This window comes from Paenibacillus sp. NRS-1781 (assembly GCF_050467745.1).
GTDB classification, from domain to species: domain Bacteria; phylum Bacillota; class Bacilli; order Paenibacillales; family Paenibacillaceae; genus Paenibacillus; species Paenibacillus terrae_A.
This window is the reverse complement of record NZ_JBITPI010000030.1, coordinates 23,988-43,821: the sequence shown is the minus strand read 5'-3', so window position 1 is coordinate 43,821 and position 19,834 is coordinate 23,988. Positions and strand designations below refer to the sequence as shown.

The following is a 19,834-nucleotide window of genomic DNA, read 5'->3' as shown; positions in this document are numbered from 1 at the left end:
CATCCAGTAGAGCGAAGAGCCCATGTATTTATGGAAATTTCAATCCACGCACTCATATAGAGTGCGACCCGACGATCAATTGATTCGATTCATGCAGACCGTGATATTTCAATCCACGCACTCATATAGAGTGCGACTTTGCTATTATGTATTTTCCGATTGCTGAGGCATTAATTTCAATCCACGCACTCATATAGAGTGCGACTTGTTACTGCCGCTGATGCGTTTTGAATTACTGCTGATTTCAATCCACGCACTCATATAGAGTGCGACTTCCTCAGACGGCCGGGTATCTCCGCTCGGGTGATTGTGATTTCAATCCACGCACTCATATAGAGTGCGACTCTGCAATTCGATCGTTCAGCTGATTTATGGTTTATTTCAATCCACGCACTCATATAGAGTGCGACTTCACTACAACCAAGGTAAAAGTTACTCGACTAAAATTTCAATCCACGCACTCATATAGAGTGCGACTTTTTGTGGATCGAGGAAATGGCTGAATTTAAAAGTATTTCAATCCACGCACTCATATAGAGTGCGACGAGTTGTTTATAACAGAGAAGGTGAGCATTAAAATTTCAATCCACGCACTCATATAGAGTGCGACGCATGTACAGTTCTCCGGTCAGGGTTGCCGTCAGTGGATTTCAATCCACGCACTCATATAGAGTGCGACGTTCGAAAAGAGAAACAGGACTTGGCAGGTAGATGATTTCAATCCACGCACTCATATAGAGTGCGACGGATTAAAAAAGTTACTGTAAGTACGAAGGAGGAAATTTCAATCCACGCACTCATATAGAGTGCGACGTTGTCCGTTGGAATGATTTCAGCAGAACCGTCATAATTTCAATCCACGCACTCATATAGAGTGCGACCTTTGATCATTCCACCGTCAATAAAGTCGTCAGATAGATTTCAATCCACGCACTCATATAGAGTGCGACACAGAGCCATTATCAAAATGAGATAGAGCATTAAATTTCAATCCACGCACTCATATAGAGTGCGACTTGACGTTGCTTGATACTCTTCAGGGAGGGGTAGATTTCAATCCACGCACTCATATAGAGTGCGACTCCAAATGATATTTTTGGTCATTCGGGCGAGGAAGTTATTTCAATCCACGCACTCATATAGAGTGCGACGATGAGTCTAATTATGCGTATCAAGGTGTTTTAATTATTTCAATCCACGCACTCATATAGAGTGCGACATTAAAAACTTTGGTTCGATTGAGAATTATATTAATTTCAATCCACGCACTCATATAGAGTGCGACAGCGAAAATGCAGTAATTCATACCCTAACGATATCAATTCCACACATTATCGTAAAAACTGATGCCCAATAAGCTTGAATCAACTATTGACTTTTAAGGTTAAATAGCCATTCCAACACTTTTCGACAAATTTCGAGGTGCGAAGGACCCGGGGTTTTCATGTGCGCTTGGGGTTCGCACCGAAGCGTCTTCTATATGATACCCTATTTTTAGTGAGCAGATCAATCAACTTAGTTTCGACACTGTTTTACCATAAAAACCCTACCATTTTCTTATTTATACGATATAATAAAAGATATGGATAGTTCTTTTGGACTACAGTCACATCGAATTATCCATAACATACATAAAAAGGGGAATACAGATGAAAAAACTTAGCGTATTTATGTTGGTATTATGTTGCTTTTCCATTTTGGCAGCCTGCTCTACTGATCCGGTTAAAAAAGATTTAATTACGTATATCAATGATGGGATGCTTCCCTTGGCAAAAGATGAAACAGCAGTAACTGACAAGTATGAAGCCATGACTAAAGATGATAACGCAGATGATCTAACACTATATAATACTTTAAATGATGAAATCATACCGGAATACAGCAAATTTGTCGAAAAAGTAGAAGCTGTAAAAACGGAAACTCCTGAGGTAAGAGCCCTTCACGAAATCTACATCAAGGCCGTTAATATCCAGAATGAAGCCATGATTACGATGGTAGATGCGTTGGATAAACAGGATCTGAACTTAGTCAATGAAAGTAACGCCAAGCTCAGCGAGAGTAGAAAGCTAAGCAGAGATTTTCAAGAACAACTCAACACACTTGCCAAAAAGCATGATGTGGAAATGAAAAAAAATTAAGATTTAAAGCTCCCATCAGGGGAGCTTTTTCTATATCCCTACCAATACTGGAAGCAAATAACCGCTTTACCCAATTCTCTATCATAAAATAAATAGACGGAATCTGCCCCGAACGCTTGAAAATAATATCCGGTAAAGGAACCGATATAGGTAAAAGTCTTGCCGCTGGCGCGTTTAGGTACATGAAGTAAGTTCGTCTAAAGTTCGGCTGTTCGAACTGGAGTAACTCTTCGATAGATTCACCATATTCCTTTATATAGCTTTGGGCCTCTTCGGACTGAAATGCGATATCATCCAATATACCGTTGATTTCAGTAAAACTCACTCCCCAACCGCTGGATTTCTTTTCCTCAAAAATCACGGGTGAGTTCTTCTACAGACTCTTTGGCATCAACCCTTTTTTCTTTTGTTGAATATCCACCTTATATATATCCTCCTCTATGTTGTATGGTCTATACCCATTTCATTGAATGGTAACAAACGGGTTTGAAATTCGCTATAAGTGGGCCGTCTACTTTCTGTTGTGTTGGTTCAATGCGATTAAGATGGTGACAATTAATCCGATCAACGCAACCAGCAGCGTACCGAACATCATCATTAATGTCAAAGCATCTTTAACCTCCACAGCCCTCACATCCTTTGCAGGAGACTAGCCAACTGCCCACCCAAGCCATTTTGTCGTTAGCGTAGCAACTACACCTATGGTTTGTTATGTACGGGCATACATTTTCTCTTCTACTCTTTCAATCGCTTGAATCAACGTCATGTGAGGGTCCTCATGCTTATACTGAATGGCCTGTTCGCCTGTACCGCCAGCATCACACCATTCCCAGTACATATGCACATCTACGGATTCCAGAAAATATACAGATAAGGCTTCGACCGGATTCATAGCATACATCGCCATAAAGGCTTTATTCGAGAGTTGCTCATAACGCAGGTATTCGTCTTTCATCAGGTAGAGTAGCTGCTGGATTGCCTGTTCATTCACATTGATGATACGACGGATGAACGCATTGCGTCTTTCAACGGTATTCAGTATGATTTGCATAGCATGACGAATCTGCACAGCTTCGGGACTGATTTTGAGCAGGTGAATTAAATCATTAGTGGTTAAATTAGGGTTCCAAGGAGCTGGCTCAATAATCCGTGTCCATGCATCGTTATGCCCTCTTTCAAAAACCTCAATCGCGTCCGAAACATTGACACCGATGGTTTTCCATTTTCGTTGAAGTGCATCCACAATATGATAATAGTGTAGCTCTGCTGCTCCCTGCTCTCCCTTTTCTTGCTCCCACACCTGATTCATGCGTACAATATCCTTGATCGCTTGCACATTCGCTTTCCGTTTTTCAGTCACAGGTATCATCCTCCATTGAAATTCTGGTAAAATAGCAATAGCAAAGCTAAGGGTATGTTCGTTACATCCCTTTGGGTTGGTAATATATTCGCATTGGCGAATAAATCGTATATGCATTATATTATTCGCATAAATGAATAATGTCAATGAGTTTTTAGGAGGTTTCTTTTTCTTGCTAAAATTAAATATAAGACTTAAAGAAGTGTTAAAAGAGCGCAATATGACACAAATGCAACTTTCGGAAAAATCAGGTGTTAATCAAGCGAGAATTTCACAGCTTTGTAAAAATGGGAGACAAGAAGTAAACTTGCTTATGCTTGAAAAGATCGCTCATGCTCTGGAGATCAAGGACATTTCCGTGCTAATGCAGTTTGAAGAAACAGAATAGCGTGGTTTGTGCATGTTAAGCGTAGGAATAGATTAAGGAGTCTGTTTTAAAACAGGCTTCTTTTTTGGTGTTCAGCTTTTTAGGGTGGTAGTCCGAGCAGTTCCACAACTATAAAAAAATTAGTTCATCAAGATGAGTCCATTAGCATTTTAACCAACACAAAAAAGGCTTGCCAAGTTCTACAGCAAACCTTTTTTATGTTTCAAAGAAAAATGAGGAACGTCATAGCTGTGATACATGTGTGGTATGAGAAATACGTGCTTTCAATTCACGTTCCTACATAAGGAGCGACTTGCGCACATTGGGTAAATGGGAGCTGCTCTGTAAGAAATTTCAATCCACGCTCCTACATAAGGAGCGACCTCACATTGGAATTAGCAAAATGGGCTGAAAAGGTTATTTCAATCCACGCTCCTACATAAGGAGCGACTGGGGATTATGATGGTGACGAGACTTGCAGATTTATTTCAATCCACGCTCCTACATAAGGAGCGACAGCACGCGTTACAAAGCCTTACCCAGCAAGGCTTTGTAAACGCTTTTTCGCGAATCTCTTTCCAACTCACCAATAAATGTTAAAAACCACACCTCAAAATCGCTGAATCCCTTATCTGGCGCGGGGTGCGAATGTCCCGGGTATTTCATGTGCGCTTGGGGTTCGCACCAAATTATAAGTCTAATTATCTTACCATACATCGCCCTCTAAGAAACGACGAACTTGCAGATGCGGGTATAGCGCCACAAGCTGAGTTAAAATTCAAAATTTCATTATAGGGAGCAACGCCCATCTGAACCCAACTTGATTTCATTTCAAAATGACCTCTCTGGCAATTTAATACTTTTTGTCAAGCTGCTCTTTTAGTTTTTCTAAATGCTTACTGAGCAATTCTATTTTTCTATGGAATAATTGATTTGTTTTTCTTATTTTGAAAAGGTAGATCAACGCACATGAACATATAAAAATATGAATAAAGCAGAACCAGTAGATCATGGTTACAGATATAGTCCAGGTCCCTATTAGAATCCTCTCCTTACTTCGATTTTGTTAGTTGGGTTGTTTCTGTTAAAATCTCATCCAAACGATGCATTGCTTTGTTTTTTTTAAAAATGTTAATGATAAATATAAGCGCAAAAATGAAGAGCAGAACTTCACTTCCTAAGAGAAAAAGTATAGACATTTCATGAAGAAATAATTCATTAATCATAGAATATACCTCCAATTTTAATTATATTTTACATATAAATATACAATACATTAATATCTAATGATGTTATACCATATTTTGGTAGTTAAAACATAAAAAAAGTTGCAGCATCTGCAATATTGTCTGCTTCTCTTTTATTTACTTTCAGTAGCGCCCGTTAGTTTTGCAAGTGAGGCCCCTAAATAACCTGCACGAACCAATTGATCATCCACAAAAAAGTACATGAGTCCGCTTTCCAGTCCCAATATCTTGGAATAATAGGCAATCGCCTCTTGATCTTCTTCCTCAACCTTCATATCTTCAGATGCCTTTACTTGCTCTTTACTCATCCCCCAGCCTACGTTGCGAAATGAAATTTTACCTTGATATCCCTTATTTTCAGACGCTACCGTCTCATGTACAGTTGAACTGGCGGAGCCTCCTGATGCATTTGAACTTGGAGCACTCTCTGTACTTGTGGTACCGCTCTTGGAAGTAGTACAGCCCGATAGAACGACTCCTGCTACGCATAAATATAACAATACCTTTTTCATAAACTGACCCCTTTACCGAATATATACCAAAACTTTACCATGTCTTTGGTAATGGGTCTATAGTGACAGTCATACAAGCCATTTTTCAGCTATCTATTCCCCAAGCATTACGTTATAATGATCTCAATTATTTTATTCCGATGTGAAAAGGATGATATATATGAATCAAGTTCCAGCCTCGATTCCGCGTCCGCTGGTCAGGACTAATCAATGGGTAATTGTGCTGTCTGTAGTCTTTACCTGGATTACAGGGGCGTATGGGGTGTTAGCTATTCCACTGGTTGCGGGGTTGCTTGGTGTGCTTTTCAACTTCAATCCGGTGATGCGTGTAGCCAAGCTATTTTTAAAGAAAAGCCCTTCCTCATATGTGCAGGAGGACCGGGGACAGCAAAGATTTAATCAGCTCCTTGCCGTCTTTTTTCTGCTGGTGGCTCTGGCAGGATTTACGTTCCAATGGAGTATTGTCGCTTATGTGTTCTCGGCGATGGTGCTGGTGGCGGCCTTGGTGGCTATTCTGGGCTTTTGTGTCGGATGCTTTATTCTCTACCAATGGTCCCAATATCAACATCGGAGAAGAAATCACGTATAGATTGCCCCTCCTTCATCCTATTTTGCAACAATCGTATCCTCAAATACAAAAACAGAAATAGCTATATCTTCCTCCACCTTAATATCCGAAAAGAGGTGCAGCAGTCGGGAATCCATGTAATCCTCCAGTTCTTTGTTGAACTGTACGGGATAGATTTTTTGAACCATTTTGGTTCGGGCTGCATGCACCATCTCTTTCCCGGCAACCTCTTGTGCCAGAAACTTTTCAGAGGGGGTTAAATTACCGTACAGCATCGTGATGGCCATGTTATCTACAAAGGTTGTATGTATACGTTCCGGGCCTTTTCCAAATAGCTCTTTACGTACTTTGCGAATAATTTCGTTAAAACCTGTTTCCTTTCTCATATCGCACCGCTCTCCTAAATCTACTAAAATCCTTGTTACTATTTCCATCATAACCGATTTCTCTCATATAAAACAGAGATCGAAGGAAAGTGATTTTTGGAACATGCTTTGTGATATATCCTGAACTTAAGCAAATAAAACACAGCCTGCCCCATCGGCAGACTGCGTAGGTTTCATATTTCAAACGAGCTAATCCCTCACCAATCGGTTTGAAAGCATCAACATGATAAAAGAGAACAGTATGATGACGGCTACCCAGCTCCAAGAGAGTGTCATATTCCCGGCCTCGGATGCGGTGTAAATCGCCGTAGACAGGGTTTGGGTCTGTTCAGGAATGTTACCCGCAAGCATCAGCGTAGCGCCAAATTCTCCTAACCCCCGGGCAAATCCGAGAATGTATCCCGAGATAAGCGGGCGGTAGGCGAGAGGCATCGTGATGTAGCGAAACACTTGCCACTCGTTGGCGCCTTGCGCGCGTGCAGCCTGCTCTACCTCGGGATCGACGGCTTCAAAGCCTGCCTTGATCGTCCGATAAGTCAGTGGAAAAGCCACAACTACAGCTGCCACCACCGCAGCTCCCCACGTAAATACAATCGTCTGCTGGAACAGGCTTTCGAAGGCTGTTCCGATCCAGCTTTTCCTCCCCAGCAGGATGAGCAAAATAAAGCCAACGACCGTGGGGGGCAAGACGAGCGGAAGAAGCAAGACCGTCTCGATCACGCTGGTTCCCCTCCGCAGCTTGCAGTTCGCCATCATCCGAGCCACCACGGTAGCTAACAGAAATACAAAGATGCTGGCGACGACTGCGACTTTGACGGATACCATAACCGGAGGAAGAAAAGCTGACCAATCCAACGGGACCCCCTCCTTTATAGATGGATGCTATTTTCCAGTCGTTTCTCTAGGAGCTGAAAATCCGTCCTTGCTGAATACGCTCATCGCTTCATCCGTACGCAGAAAATCGAGAAACTCACCAGCTTCCTTGCTGTGTTTCGTTGCTTTTACAATACCTTCTGGATATAGAATCGGAGCATGCAGTTCCTCAGGCACTTCCAGTGCAACGACTGCTTTATCCGATGATTTGGCATCCGTCAGGTAGACGAGTCCCGCATCGACGTTGCCTGTTTCCACATAGTTTAATACCTGTCTTACGTCCTTGGCGAATACCAGCTTCGGCTCCAGCTTGTCCCATAGTCCGGCTTTCGTCAGCGCTTCTTTGGAATACTGTCCAGCAGGAACGGTAGTTGGCTCCCCGACAGCTACTTTCAGGAAGGACGGGCTTGTCAGATCATGGAGTGTAATGCTTTTGCTATCCGTGCTTTTCGACTTATCCTGTGGAACGACTACAACCAGTTTATTTTGGAGCAGTACGCTATCCTTTTCTACTAAAGAAGCATCGGTCAATGCCTTCATTTGCTTCATACCTGCCGAAATAAATACGTCAGCGGGTGCGCCTTGCTCAATTTGTTTTTGCAATGTGCCGGATGAAGCATAGTTAAAGGTAAGTTTGATATCCGTATGCTGCTTTTCATACTGATCCTTGAGTGTATTCAGACTATCCTGAAGGCTCGCTGCGGCAGATACGATGATCTCTGTTTTTGGCGCAGACTGTGTCGGCTGTACAGCAGCCGAAGACGAGCAACCAGCCAACACCCATGCCAACAATCCAACCAACGTGAATATGTACCCGAATCTCATTTTCAACCTACTCTTCCCCTGTCCTATAAATTCCGAAATGGGTCTAACGATGTACACCTCATAACGGTTCAACTCTATTGGGTCAGCCCAAATATTTGTGAACAATAGATCTCGCCTCAGCGATATCCTTGGTGCCATGGATCAGAACGCGTCCATCCTGAAATAGAACCAGCCGATGCGCTCCAATCACTACGGATACCAGATATGGATTATGCTCAACTTTGCCTCCCTGACGGGACAGTAGACGCGCCGCTTCATTCAGATCGCGCACAGCACCGGAGGCAGGGCGGATTTGAACCGTATCACGTCCACACAAAACAGCCGACTTGGATTGATACTCCGATTGTAAAAAAGGATACACCGGATGCTCCCCACACGTTGGGCAGTCGGCTTTCTTCATGGCGCTGATCTGGATCGCCTGATGCTGATTGTTCCACAGATCAAAGGAAATCAGCTTGCCTTGCAGCGCTGAGTCGTCCCCGGTGAGGAGCTTCAGTGCTTCGGCGCTTTGGTAGGCTGCCACCATCTGTACAGCCGGGCTAATCACACCCACCGTATCGCAGGTCGCGCCGCCTAGCGGTACGGTTCCGAGCAGGCAATACAGGCACGGTGTCTGTCCCGGCACGATGGTAAAGGTCGTCCCGTAGCTACCTACACAAGCCCCGTAAATCCAGGGAATTTGGTGCTTGACCGCGTAATCGTTCATGAGCAGGCGTGTATCAAAATTGTCAGTGGCATCTACGATGAGGTCCACACCTGCTGCAATCTCGTCGATTTCCTCCAGCGATACGTCCCGAATTAGCGCGCGGATGTCCACGTCGGAATTGACTTGCTGCAATCGCTTCTGTGCTGCCACCGCCTTCGGCATATGATCACGAGCGTCCGCTTCATCGTAGAGCTGTTGGCGTTGCAAATTGCTCCAATCTACATAATCGCGATCCACCAGCGTCAGTCGCCCGATGCCCGCTCGCACCAGCATGTCCGCATTAGCGGTACCCAGCGCTCCAGCCCCAATGATAAGCACGTGCTTGCTGCGGATATGTTGCTGTCCGGCCGGCCCAATTTTCGTAAACAGCTCTTGTCTCGAATATCGGGCATGAGACGCGTGCGGCTGCGCTTCTACTTCTACATCGACGTCCATGTTCTGATCCTTCTTCATTTCAGACATCGTGATTTTTCGCCCCATGAGGGTTCCAACCTCCTAGCTGATGCCCCTTCCATTCCGAGCCGTCCTCCCACACTTCCTTTTTCCAGATCGGCACGATTTGCTTCAAGCGTTCAATCGCATGGCGGCTGGCTTCGTAGCAAGTATCGCGGTGTGCAGCAGAAACAGCAATCACAACGCTCGTCTCTCCAATCCTCACCGTACCCAGCCGATGTGTAATCGCCGTACGTGTAGACGGCCAACGCTCTGCAATCTCGTCACCAATCTGCTTCATCGTGTTCATCGCCATCGGGACATACGCCTCATATTCCAGCAACACCGTACGCTGACCTTGTGTATATTCCCGAGTCGTTCCATTAAAGGTCAGGGAAGCTCCATGGGAGGGGTCCTGCACCTTCGCGGTCACCTCATCGGCATCAATCGGATCGTACGTAATCGCAAACAAGCCACATGGCGAAACGACCGTTTCCATCCCTGGTGCGGACTGAAGAAGCGTGATTGTATCTGATGGATGTATTAGTTCCTCTGGAGAAGCCAGTTTTTTATTATTCGTAAAAAAAGAACCTTGCAGCTGTGAAGCCGCTTCCGAATATTGCTCATTCAGCTTTTTTCGAATATCTGCAATGGTCACTGTTTCCTGCGGAAACTCCAGCGTGATCACGGATTGACCAAGCTGCTCTGCCATACCCGCGAATAGTTGAATACGGTATTGCATAACCATTTGACCCCCCTCTGCACCTATCCTATCGAACTCGCTTAGCCTATATCGAATTTACCCTCCTGAAACCGGGGGAATGATCGCAATTTCGTCAGCTATACTCACCAGATCCTCCGGTGCGGCATAAGCCTGGTTTTTGGCAACAAAAGAACCCCGCAACTGCGCGGCTACTTCTGGAAAGCGCTCGGATAGCAGGTCTTTTAACGCGGAAATGGTCATCGTTTCCTGATCGGTGGGTACTGTGATGATGGGCCCTCCCATCTGTTCCGCAAGACCGGCAAATACTTGAATATGATATTTCATTTAAATGTTCACCCCCAGAAATGTTCACACTATATTTTAGATTCAACCAGTTCCTCAATCCGCTGGGGATGCGTATATACATTCAGAGAATGATTTCGTATAAAGCCTACCGTAGTAATGCCCAAATCCTCAGCCAATTCAAGCGCAAGCTCTGTCGGAGCCGACTTGGACAACACTACCTCACAGCCAATCTTGGCGACCTTCAACAAAATTTCAGACGAAATACGCCCACTGAATACAATAATTTTATCTTGTAATACAATATCATGCTTGAGGCAATACCCATAGATTTTATCCAGCGCATTGTGGCGGCCAATATCCATTCTCGACAGGATGATTCCGTCCTTGTCACACAGTGCGGCATTATGGACGCCTCCCGTCTCCTGAAACGTGTGCGCCGAATGTTGCATCAAATTCATCAGCCGGAAGCAGTCGTCAAAAGACAGCATGACATGGGTGTCGTTCATTCTTTTTGCCACTTTGGCATCATTCATAAAGTAGAAGCCCTGTCTGCTTTTCCCACAGCAGGAGGTAATGTACCTTTTGGAGTGAAAGTTTTGATAGAACTCATTCATCCGCCGGGTTTTAATATGAACAAAGCCTTCTTTTTCCTGAACCCAAATATCTTCGATATCATCATACCGTTGAATGACACCTTCCGAGGCCAAAAAGCCTACTGCCATATCCTCCACATACTCCGGTGTACAAACCATGGTGGCAAATTCCTGCTGATTGATTTTGATCGTCACCGGATGCTCCGTCACCACAGTGTCCTCATCACGCTTGATCTGACCGTCACGATAACGGAGAATCTCGCGTTTGACCTCAGCTGGCTTTTCCATGTGCTCCACTCCCTTGTTTTGGGCAGGCTGGCGTTTCGGTTCACCCACCGATGTGTGACATTTCAATTTTGGATGCTAATTGCTGCGTATGGTTCAGCCGTTCCTCCGAATAGCGGTCTGTACGCCCTCTCCACACCCGCTCCATGTAAGCTCTTATCTCGTCATCGGACTGTTCAGAACGTAACATCCCCCGCAGCTCGTACCCTTGAGAAGCAAATAAGCATGTGTACAAGGAGCCTTCAGCGGAAATCCTCGCCCGTGTACATGTGGAGCAAAAGGCATCTGTAACAGACGAAATAATGCCAACTTCCCCTTCGCCGTTCTGATACCTGTAACGCGTCGCTACCTCACCTTTGTAATGGGGCGGGACAGGCTCTAGCGGCATTTGCTTATGGATGGCTTCGATGATCTGCTGCTTGGAGACGACCTGATCCAATTTCCAGCCATTGGTGTTACCTACATCCATAAACTCAACAAACCGCAAAATATGCTTTTTCTTTTGAAAATAGTCGGCCATGGGCACAATATCCTGATCGTTGAAGCCCTTTTGCACAACCATATTGATTTTCACCTGCATTCCCGCTTGTGCTGCCGCATCAATACCATCCAGCACGGCTTGCACGCTGCTTCTTCCCCCGTTCATCCGACGGAAGCGATCATCATCGAGCGAATCCAAACTGACTGTCACTCTCTTCAATCCTGCCTCTCGAAGCGTCGCTGCATATTTAGGAAGAAATACGCCATTCGTGGTCATCGCCATATCTTCAACTCCTTCGAGCTGAGTTAACGAATGAATGAGCGAAGCCAGGTCCTTTCTCAGCAACGGCTCGCCGCCCGTAATGCGCAGCTTGGTAACTCCCAGAGAGACAAAAATACGGGAAAGCCGGATAATTTCCTCAAAGGTCAATATTTTTTCTTTTGGCAAAAACGGATAGTCATGGCCAAAGATTTCTTCCGGCATACAATACCGACACCGAAAATTACACCGGTCTATGACGGATATTCTCAAGTCCCGTAACGGACGATTCCATTGATCTTCGCTCCGGTTCGCCATCCCGCTCACCTCAATCCGTCTTCAATTCATTTTATCCAGAACCAAAAAACCGACATCACAACAAATCCTTCGCCATCGAACACATCGAAGAATCTGCTAAATGCCGGTTAATTTATCTACATCAGGATTCTACGAATCCTCACATCATGTGATATAGAAAAATCAAGCTAACAAGCGCTGCGACAAATAAAGTATACGCGATTCCCCACGCACACTCCATTCACGAATGCTCTGCAATAGATTACATTCTTATTGTTAGCAATCCTCGAACGTTTGTCAATGCTTTTTCGTTTTCTCAAACGATAATCATTATCAATTAAAATTTTAATAATGTACCATTGAACTATCTTAAATTTTACGTTATAGTTACACCTGATGACATGCAGAAAATGACATATTCAGGTTATTGATATACAAGCGGTGTGTACCGTCTGTTATTAATACATACGCATATGGCGGATTGGCCTCCAGGACCTAGAGCTTGGTCACTACTCCACCATAAACACAAGTGCTTCATCACGAGCACTTGTGTTTATGGTGGAGTTTTTTTATTTCTAATTTTTACATTTCAAATCTGAAAGGAGTCTGAACCGTGATTGATAGTACGATCAAAATTACATTAAACGGACAGGAACTGAAGACCAAAGATAGCACAACGATTCTTAAAGTCATTAACGAAAACAATATCGCCCATCCCCAACTATGTTATGTTCCCGAGGTCGATCCGATCCGCACCTGTGATACCTGCATCGTGGAAGTTAACGGCAAGCTCGTTCGCTCCTGCTCCACACTTGCTGCGGACGGAATGCATATTCAATTAAACTCGGATCGCGCCAAAGCAGCCCAAACAGAAGCCATGGATCGGTTGCTGGAAAATCACCTCCTCTACTGCACCGTATGTGATAACAACAATGGTAATTGTTCCTTGCATAATACGGCAGAGCTTATGGAAATTGAGCATCAAAAATATCCATATCGGCCCAAGGCTGATCCGACGGAAGTCGATATGTCCCATCCGTTTTACCGTTATGACCCGAATCAGTGCATTGCCTGCGGCCAATGCGTAGAGGTATGTCAAAACCTTCAGGTCAATGAAACCCTGTCCCTCGACTGGGAAGCAGAACGTCCTCGCGTCATTTGGGATGATGGTGTTGCAATTAACGATTCCTCGTGCGTCAGCTGCGGTCAGTGTGTAACGGTCTGTCCTTGTAACGCCTTGATGGAGAAATCCATGCTGGGTGAAGCAGGCTTCATGAGTGGCATGGAGAAGGACTTGTTAAATCCGATGGTAGATTTAATTAAGGAAGTGGAGCCGGGCTATAGCGGTATTTTTGCCATTTCCGAAGCAGAAGCAGCGATGCGTGAAACCCGTACGAAAAAAACCAAAACCGTTTGCACCTTTTGCGGCGTAGGTTGCAGCTTTGAGGTTTGGACCAAAGGCCGCAAAATTCTGAAGGTACAGCCTACCTCTGAAGGACCTGTGAACGGCATCTCGACATGCGTTAAAGGGAAATTCGGCTGGGATTTTGTGAACAGTGATCAACGCTTGACTACCCCTTTGATTCGCCAAGGTGACGAATTTGTAGAAGCGACCTGGGAAGAAGCATTAAGCCTGATGGCCAGCAAAATGGGTGCTATTAAAGAAACGTATGGCGGTGAAGCGCTCGGCTTTATTTCCTCGTCCAAATTTACGAATGAAGAAAACTATCTGATGCAAAAGTTGGCGCGTCAGGTATTCCAAACGAATAACGTCGATAACTGTTCGCGGTATTGCCAATCCCCCGCCTCATGGGGGCTGCAACACACTGGAGGCATTGGCGGCGACAGCGGTACGATTAAAGACATTGCCCAAGCAGGTCTGGTCATGCTGGTCGGCTGTGCGCCGGGAGAAGGACATCCGGTGCTGGCTACCCGTATTAAACGTGCGCATAAGCTGCACGGTCAAAAGCTGATCGCGGTCGACCTGCGCAAGCATGAAATGGCGGATCGTGCGGACCTGTTCATTCGTCCAAGGCAGGGTACAGATTATGTATGGTTATCCGCAGTAACCAAGTACATCATTGATCAAAACTGGCATGACGCAGCATTCATTGAAGAGCATGTAAACTTTTATCCCGAATATTTGAAGTTGCTGGAGAGCTTCACCTTGGAATTTGCAGAGCAGGAAACGGGCATTTCCAAAGAAACGCTGATTGAGGTCGCGACTATGGTCCATGAAGCCGACGGTACTGCCATTTGCTGGGGCATGGGTGTGACGCAAAACATCGCAGGCTCCTATACGTCTATTGCGATTGCCAACCTGCTGCTGGTGACCGGAAACTTTATGCGTCCAGGTGCAGGCGCGTATCCGCTTCGCGGACATAACAATGTTCAGGGTGCTGCTGATATGGGTACGATGCCGGATATTTTTCCGGGTTATCAGCCTGTCACCAACGATGACATTCGTGCCAAGTTCGAAGCGGCCTACGGCGTACAAATTCCAGGCCAGCGCGGACTGGACAATATCCAAATGCTGGAGGCCATTGAGACAGGTGAGCTAAAAGCCATGTATATCGCCGGAGAAGAAATGGCGTGGGTGGATGCGGACTCCAACCATACACAGGAAATGCTGGCGAACCTGGATTTCCTCGTCGTTCAGGATGTATTCCTGAGCAAAACAGCAGAATTCGCAGATGTCATTTTGCCAGCCGTACCTTCGCTTGAAAAAGACGGAACCTTTACGAACACCGAGCGTCGTGTACAGCGTTTATATGAGGCGCTCAAGCCTGTAGGAGACAGCAAACCGGACTGGTGGATTTTCAGCCAATTTGCCAAGCACATGGGATTTGATTGGAGCTACAGCCATCCAAGTGAAATATTTGAGGAAATGGCATCACTCACTCCATTTTTCTCCCAGTGTAATTATGACGTATTGGAAGGCTGGAACAGCTTCCACTGGGGATCGCCGGATGGCAGCAGCACACCGCTTTTACACACCAACGGCTTTAACTTCCCGGATAAAAAGGCGCGTCTTGGTCTTTTCGAATATGTACCGCCTAAACAATACCCGGCTGAGTTCGATCTGACCTTAAACAATGGTCGACTGCTCGAACAATTCCATGAAGGAAATCTGACGACCAAATCGCCGGGTATCCAGCTCAAGCTTCCAAGTGTATTTGTGGAGGTGTCGCCGGAATTAGCCGAGGAGCGCGGAGTCAGGGACGGATCGCTGGTTCGTCTGGAGTCGCCATATGGTGCCGTGAAGCTGCGTGTTCTCGTCACCGACCGGATGCAGGGAACCGATGTCTACGTACCTATGCACTCCAGCAGCCATGACAGCGCCGTGAACCTGTTAACTGGCGGAGCATTCGATGTAATCACCAACACACCGGCTTATAAGCAAAACAAGGTACGAATGCACATTTTGGAGGTCGATGGTCAAAATCCGCTGCCACGTATCAACCCTCGCTACAAAAAGCGTCATCCGCAAAATGGGGTTGAAGTGGAGCGGAAATGGAATCGCCCCGGTTACGTCGATCTGGTGGATCAATAATAAAGGAGGTCAGACTCATGGCTAAGCCTATTTCAATCGTGCGAAAACGTGTGTTGACAGAAGAAGAACGACAAAAGCAATCGCTGGATCAGCTTACTGCTGATCTGGCGGACAACGGGGCGGCATTGCAGAAGACGCTCGAAATTGTGCGTGAGCTGCACGATAGCGGTCTTCTCGAAGCGGCTCAGTCTATGCTGAAAGCCAAGGAAAGCATTGCCAAAATTGCTGTAGGACAAGCGACGCGCAAGCCTGTAACGAATATCATTAATAATCTGATGGGAGCAGCCGGTATGCTGTCCGAGGTAGACCCCGAGCAGATGAAAAAGCTGGTAGGCAGCGTCACTTCCGGCCTGAACGAAGCGGAAGAGCATTTAAAACAGAACAAAAAGATCCGCCTGCGCGATCTCATGAAGGCCATGAACGATCCGGATGTAAACCGGGCGATGGGTTTTGGCATTCATTTTCTCAAAGGGCTGGGAAAAGGCTTGTCCGATAAGTAGCTGAATATAGCGTGGAGGTGGATACAGAGTTGGAGGTTCAGCTTCCACTTCAAACGTTCCTTTATAATACGTATCGGTTTTACTTTCGGCAGGTGCTTAACGGCCAAGGATAACAACAGTAAAAGAGAGCTGGCCCCACCGCAAACGGGAGTCAGCCCTTTTCATGTTCCTTTGATACTTCCCCAACAATCAAACCTCCCTGCCTCGTCTCTCCGTCAAAAATTGCAACAGCCAAATACTATAATTGATAAAAACCAGCGTAAAGCTAATGACCGAAAACAGCGGAATTGTATGTAAAATGGTAGCATAAACGATCCAAATCAACAGAACCACCAACAGACAAATACGGAGGATTGTATTGTTGTTTGTTTCCTAGGGGAATAGCACTGTTTTCACATGTATAGAGTAGCCGTTACGATGAAGTAGATGAGCGAAAATTAGGAGTTGTAGAATGAGGTGAACAACAAAAGCAATGAAGGCAAACACGATACCCGCGGCAAATAGAGCAAGTCCATTTTCCAGATCAGAAAATTCGTCCGTAAGCTCCGGTAACTGCCACATCCAGTACAACATGAATCCATGACAGGAAGCCAACGCAACTAAAATTGAGAAAACATATAAAAATACTTTACTGACAGCAGTCTCCATGTTCAATGTATACTTCCTCCGTCTCAACCAACTTTTACTAGAGTACGCCACTCCAAAGCTATCACGCAAATTGGAAAGGCGAAAAAGGCTATTCGGACGCATACCGAATAACCTTTCTGAGGCTACAGCACTTTGTAAAGTAACGCTATGATCTACATTTTATTTTTTATCCACCTGTAATAGGGTCACCGTTTTGAGAGAAACAGCATCTTTTAATTGCTCCTCTGCGATGACCTTGAGTTTAAGCAAACTGGCAATCTTCGAAGTATCCGGTTTGGAAAACAAGCGCCATAGCTGCGGATCAGGTAGTGAATCATACAGCTTGGTATGGTCATATTCCTTACGGTGCTGCTGTACAACTTTAACCCGATAACTGCCAATTTCCCAATCTGCCACTCCCTGCTGTGCACAATGAGCTGTAATGTCATTACGCAAATCAGTCAGTTCACCCTCAATTTCTTTTTGCTTCTGCTTTAACTGATAGTAGCGACGCACCTTGTTTTCCAATTCCATCACGCTCCTCTGCTTACATATGTATGTTTGCAGTAGCGTTTTAGGACAAGTTTGTGATGTTAGGATAGGAGACGTATCTGCAAAAGCATTTCCCGGGTAATGGAGAGACTAAAGATCATCCGAGCTTTATTTAGGCACATTGGCACCTGGGTTTACAGGCCCCGCTCCCTTGGATTTTTCCTTATGTTTCATATATTTGGCCCAGTAAGCCGTGAGAATAGGTACCAAAATAGAGGTAACGATGACCGAAGCAGCAACTAATGCTGTTGCTGATTGCGCTACTGGCAGAAATTCTGGCTTTATATTGGCCACAATGACCGGATTCGCTACCGCTGCACCTGCCGTGCTGGAGGCTGCGATTCCCGCAGTGCCGTTGCCACCGCCGATATATTTGTCCGCCAGGATCAGCGGAATGCCTGTAATGATAATAACGAAAATACCTAATATTATTCCGAGCAAGCCGGTTTGAACAATCACACTCAGATCAATGGAACAGCCCAGTGCAAAACCGAAGAAGGGAATAAGCGCATGCGTAGCGCTACCAAAATATTTACGGAAATCGTGATCCAGATTCCCCAGCATGAACCCGACCAGAAATGGTAATACCGCCCCCACAAAGGCCTGCGGCTCAAAAACAGCCAGTCCGGTACTGCCCAAAATAAGCATGGTCACTAATGGACCGGATTCCAGCGACATCAGTACGAATGCCCCCGCCTCTTCCTTGGAACCATATTGCTGCATAATGGAGGCGTATAGCCCGCCATTCGTCATATCCATGGAGGAAATCAGCGCCAATACCGACAGTCCGGCAAAAAGCCCGCTTTCCACGCCACCAACGGGCAGCAGTTTAGACGCAATGATCGCCACCACCCAAGCGACTGCAATTTTAGTCAATACGAGTGTACCTGATTTACGCAATACGGTACCTGTAGCTCGTACATCAATCGAAGCACCCATACAAAAAAACCACACCGCCAAAATCGGTACCGTCCCCGTCATTAGCCCCTTGGTGAACGATCCAAAGTAGTCTCCGGACCAAGGCATAAAAGTATGAACCAATGCGCCTATAAACAGCGGCACCAGCATAATGCCCCCTGGAATTTTATCAATGCGTTGTTTGATTTTCATAGCTTCATTCAACCCTTTCGTCTTTGCCAGTGCAAAAACAAGGCCGTTTTACTTGCGGCTCAAGCCAAGTTCGGGAATTAGGCTTGCGAAGGTGTCATGGCTTTCCTTCAACTGTCGTGCGAATGCTTCAGCATCCTTAACACGCAGCCCCAATCCATGCCTACGCATTTCTTCCCTGAATTCCTCCTCTTTCGTCCCCTTGATCAGTGCGTCCGCCAGGGTTTGAGCAATCTCATCCGGCGTATCCTTGGGCACAGCCAGCCCTCTCCAAGTCCCGATAAAATGTACACGCAGCCCAGTAGCCTGCTGTAACGTCGGCACATTTGGAAACGCTTCCGAAATGCTATCTGCCTGTATCGCCAGTATGCGTAGCTTCCCTTGGTCCACATCCTTTTTCACTTCCGCAGGACTGACCGGCACAGCATCCACGAAGCCGCTCATCAACGCTGAAACGGCTGGCCCTGCTCCCTCATAAGGGATATGGGTAAAGCGGACTCCGCTTTTTTGCTCCAGCATCGCAGCAGCGAGGTGCCAGATGCTCCCTGTGCCTGCATTGCCCATTTTCAGCTTGCCGGGATGAGCATGAGCGTCCTCCAGAAATGCTTCGGCCGTCGTCCAGGGCGCATCCGCTCTAACCGTGATGGCAGAAGGGTCCATATTGGTTTGGACCAGCGGTTTAAAGCGCTCATAGGTGAGCGGCAGCAGTCCCAGATGTGGCAGTGTGGTCAGCTCCGCAACCAGATACGTTACAGTGTAGCCGTCCGCCTGCGCCTCAGCCCCTTCCATCAGCCCGACCGAACCGCCTCCACCCGTCCGGTTAACGACGATGATCGGCTGACCGAGATGCTTTTCGGCGGCTTTCGCCAATGCTCTTGCCGTGATATCCGTCCCGCCACCCGCCGCATAAGGAACGACGAGGGTAATAGGCTTCACAGGAAATGCACCACTGTGGTCATGCAAAGCGTGTTGATCCACATATTCACTGATACTCAAGGCAGAAAGAAAAGCCACTCCCGCCGCAACCAGCACATATTTTTGCCATGGCTTGTTCTTCATTACGTTTCCTCTTTTCCGAAAAATGAACTGGGCCAGTCACGCACCCGTTTTCACCCCCAGACGTTTTCAGCCATGATTTTTGCGTTTACATGAAGTCAA

22 protein-coding genes and 1 CRISPR repeat array are annotated in these 19,834 nt (G+C 46.0%); of the genes, 5 read left to right on the top strand and 17 right to left on the bottom strand.

Going from position 1 to position 19,834, the window contains the following annotated elements:
* Window positions 1-36: 36 nt before the first annotated feature.
* A CRISPR array of direct repeats spans window positions 37-1,285; the repeat unit is 32 nt; unit sequence ATTTCAATCCACGCACTCATATAGAGTGCGAC.
* Window positions 1,286-1,649: 364 nt separating this feature from the next.
* Window positions 1,650-2,138 (top strand): hypothetical protein, encoded by a 489-nt coding sequence (locus ACIFO6_RS11920; RefSeq protein ID WP_430040874.1) that lies wholly within the window; start codon window positions 1,650-1,652, stop codon window positions 2,136-2,138.
* Here ACIFO6_RS11920 and ACIFO6_RS11915 read toward each other — a convergent pair.
* From ACIFO6_RS11915 to ACIFO6_RS11905, 3 genes are all read right to left on the bottom strand, one after another.
* Window positions 2,092-2,499 carry a hypothetical protein gene (locus ACIFO6_RS11915; RefSeq protein WP_430040873.1) on the bottom strand — a complete coding sequence of 136 codons (408 nt, stop codon included), beginning with the start codon at window positions 2,497-2,499 and terminating at the stop codon, window positions 2,092-2,094. The two genes, ACIFO6_RS11920 and ACIFO6_RS11915, sit on opposite strands and share 47 nt — an antisense overlap.
* A gap of 150 nt (window positions 2,500-2,649) precedes the next feature.
* Window positions 2,650-2,763, bottom strand: coding sequence for a putative holin-like toxin (locus tag ACIFO6_RS11910; protein WP_223264084.1), 114 nt, complete (start codon window positions 2,761-2,763; stop codon window positions 2,650-2,652).
* Window positions 2,764-2,847: 84 nt separating this feature from the next.
* Entirely contained in the window at window positions 2,848-3,498 is a 651-nt protein-coding gene (locus ACIFO6_RS11905; protein ID WP_430040872.1) for a hypothetical protein, read from the bottom strand.
* A gap of 172 nt (window positions 3,499-3,670) precedes the next feature.
* Between ACIFO6_RS11905 and ACIFO6_RS11900 the strand changes: the two genes are divergently transcribed.
* Window positions 3,671-3,886, top strand: a complete 216-nt coding sequence (locus ACIFO6_RS11900) for a helix-turn-helix domain-containing protein (RefSeq protein ID WP_014282582.1) — start codon at window positions 3,671-3,673, stop codon at window positions 3,884-3,886.
* Window positions 3,887-4,917: 1,031 nt separating this feature from the next.
* On the opposite strand, the gene ACIFO6_RS11895 is transcribed toward ACIFO6_RS11900, so the two are convergent.
* Both ACIFO6_RS11895 and ACIFO6_RS11890 read right to left on the bottom strand, forming a co-directional pair.
* Window positions 4,918-5,091, bottom strand: a complete 174-nt coding sequence (locus ACIFO6_RS11895) for a hypothetical protein (RefSeq protein ID WP_430040871.1) — start codon at window positions 5,089-5,091, stop codon at window positions 4,918-4,920.
* A gap of 134 nt (window positions 5,092-5,225) precedes the next feature.
* Window positions 5,226-5,624 carry a hypothetical protein gene (locus tag ACIFO6_RS11890; RefSeq protein WP_430040870.1) on the bottom strand — a complete coding sequence of 133 codons (399 nt, stop codon included), beginning with the start codon at window positions 5,622-5,624 and terminating at the stop codon, window positions 5,226-5,228.
* A 160-nt stretch (window positions 5,625-5,784) separates the two neighbouring features.
* On the opposite strand from ACIFO6_RS11890, the gene ACIFO6_RS11885 reads away from it, so the two are divergent.
* Entirely contained in the window at window positions 5,785-6,213 is a 429-nt protein-coding gene (locus ACIFO6_RS11885; RefSeq protein ID WP_430040869.1) for a DUF4395 domain-containing protein, read from the top strand.
* A 17-nt stretch (window positions 6,214-6,230) separates the two neighbouring features.
* Here the strand turns inward: ACIFO6_RS11885 and ACIFO6_RS11880 are convergent, their stop codons facing one another.
* From ACIFO6_RS11880 to moaA, 8 genes are all read right to left on the bottom strand, one after another.
* The gene (locus tag ACIFO6_RS11880) at window positions 6,231-6,578 is read right to left on the bottom strand and encodes a DUF2294 domain-containing protein (protein WP_044647337.1); all 348 of its coding nucleotides are present in this window, start codon (window positions 6,576-6,578) and stop codon (window positions 6,231-6,233) included.
* Window positions 6,579-6,767: 189 nt separating this feature from the next.
* Window positions 6,768-7,433 carry a molybdate ABC transporter permease subunit gene (modB, locus tag ACIFO6_RS11875; RefSeq protein ID WP_430040868.1) on the bottom strand — a complete coding sequence of 222 codons (666 nt, stop codon included), beginning with the start codon at window positions 7,431-7,433 and terminating at the stop codon, window positions 6,768-6,770.
* 27 nt (window positions 7,434-7,460) lie between these two features.
* A complete protein-coding gene (gene modA, locus ACIFO6_RS11870) occupies window positions 7,461-8,282 on the bottom strand; it encodes a molybdate ABC transporter substrate-binding protein (RefSeq protein ID WP_430040867.1) in 822 nt (273 codons plus the stop codon).
* A 76-nt stretch (window positions 8,283-8,358) separates the two neighbouring features.
* A complete protein-coding gene (locus ACIFO6_RS11865) occupies window positions 8,359-9,444 on the bottom strand; it encodes a thiazole biosynthesis adenylyltransferase ThiF (protein WP_430040879.1) in 1,086 nt (361 codons plus the stop codon).
* Window positions 9,437-10,156, bottom strand: coding sequence for a molybdenum cofactor biosynthesis protein MoaE (locus ACIFO6_RS11860; RefSeq protein ID WP_430040878.1), 720 nt, complete (start codon window positions 10,154-10,156; stop codon window positions 9,437-9,439). Before ACIFO6_RS11860 ends, ACIFO6_RS11865 begins: the two co-directional genes overlap by 8 nt.
* A 57-nt stretch (window positions 10,157-10,213) precedes the next feature.
* On the bottom strand, window positions 10,214-10,462 hold the full coding sequence (locus tag ACIFO6_RS11855; protein WP_430040866.1) for a MoaD/ThiS family protein: 249 nt from the start codon (window positions 10,460-10,462) through the stop codon (window positions 10,214-10,216).
* Between the two features lie 29 nt (window positions 10,463-10,491).
* Window positions 10,492-11,304, bottom strand: coding sequence for a formate dehydrogenase accessory sulfurtransferase FdhD (gene fdhD, locus ACIFO6_RS11850; protein ID WP_430040865.1), 813 nt, complete (start codon window positions 11,302-11,304; stop codon window positions 10,492-10,494).
* Between the two features lie 40 nt (window positions 11,305-11,344).
* The gene (gene moaA / locus ACIFO6_RS11845) at window positions 11,345-12,358 is read right to left on the bottom strand and encodes a GTP 3',8-cyclase MoaA (RefSeq protein ID WP_430040864.1); all 1,014 of its coding nucleotides are present in this window, start codon (window positions 12,356-12,358) and stop codon (window positions 11,345-11,347) included.
* A gap of 592 nt (window positions 12,359-12,950) precedes the next feature.
* Here moaA and fdhF point away from each other — a divergent pair.
* Both fdhF and ACIFO6_RS11835 read left to right on the top strand, forming a co-directional pair.
* A complete protein-coding gene (fdhF, locus tag ACIFO6_RS11840) occupies window positions 12,951-15,890 on the top strand; it encodes a formate dehydrogenase subunit alpha (protein ID WP_430040863.1) in 2,940 nt (979 codons plus the stop codon).
* 17 nt (window positions 15,891-15,907) lie between these two features.
* On the top strand, window positions 15,908-16,390 hold the full coding sequence (locus ACIFO6_RS11835; protein ID WP_430040862.1) for a DUF1641 domain-containing protein: 483 nt from the start codon (window positions 15,908-15,910) through the stop codon (window positions 16,388-16,390).
* 372 nt (window positions 16,391-16,762) lie between these two features.
* Here the strand turns inward: ACIFO6_RS11835 and ACIFO6_RS11830 are convergent, their stop codons facing one another.
* The 4 genes from ACIFO6_RS11830 to ACIFO6_RS11815 all read right to left on the bottom strand — a co-directional run bounded on the left by ACIFO6_RS11830 (window position 16,763) and on the right by ACIFO6_RS11815 (window position 19,735).
* Entirely contained in the window at window positions 16,763-17,044 is a 282-nt protein-coding gene (locus tag ACIFO6_RS11830; protein WP_430040861.1) for a hypothetical protein, read from the bottom strand.
* A 153-nt stretch (window positions 17,045-17,197) separates the two neighbouring features.
* The gene (locus tag ACIFO6_RS11825; RefSeq protein WP_044647347.1) at window positions 17,198-17,551 is read right to left on the bottom strand and encodes a hypothetical protein; all 354 of its coding nucleotides are present in this window, start codon (window positions 17,549-17,551) and stop codon (window positions 17,198-17,200) included.
* A gap of 126 nt (window positions 17,552-17,677) precedes the next feature.
* On the bottom strand, window positions 17,678-18,679 hold the full coding sequence (gene kdgT / locus ACIFO6_RS11820) for a 2-keto-3-deoxygluconate transporter (protein WP_430040860.1): 1,002 nt from the start codon (window positions 18,677-18,679) through the stop codon (window positions 17,678-17,680).
* Between the two features lie 48 nt (window positions 18,680-18,727).
* Window positions 18,728-19,735 (bottom strand): tripartite tricarboxylate transporter substrate binding protein, encoded by a 1,008-nt coding sequence (locus tag ACIFO6_RS11815; RefSeq protein ID WP_430040859.1) that lies wholly within the window; start codon window positions 19,733-19,735, stop codon window positions 18,728-18,730.
* Window positions 19,736-19,834 lie beyond the last annotated feature (99 nt).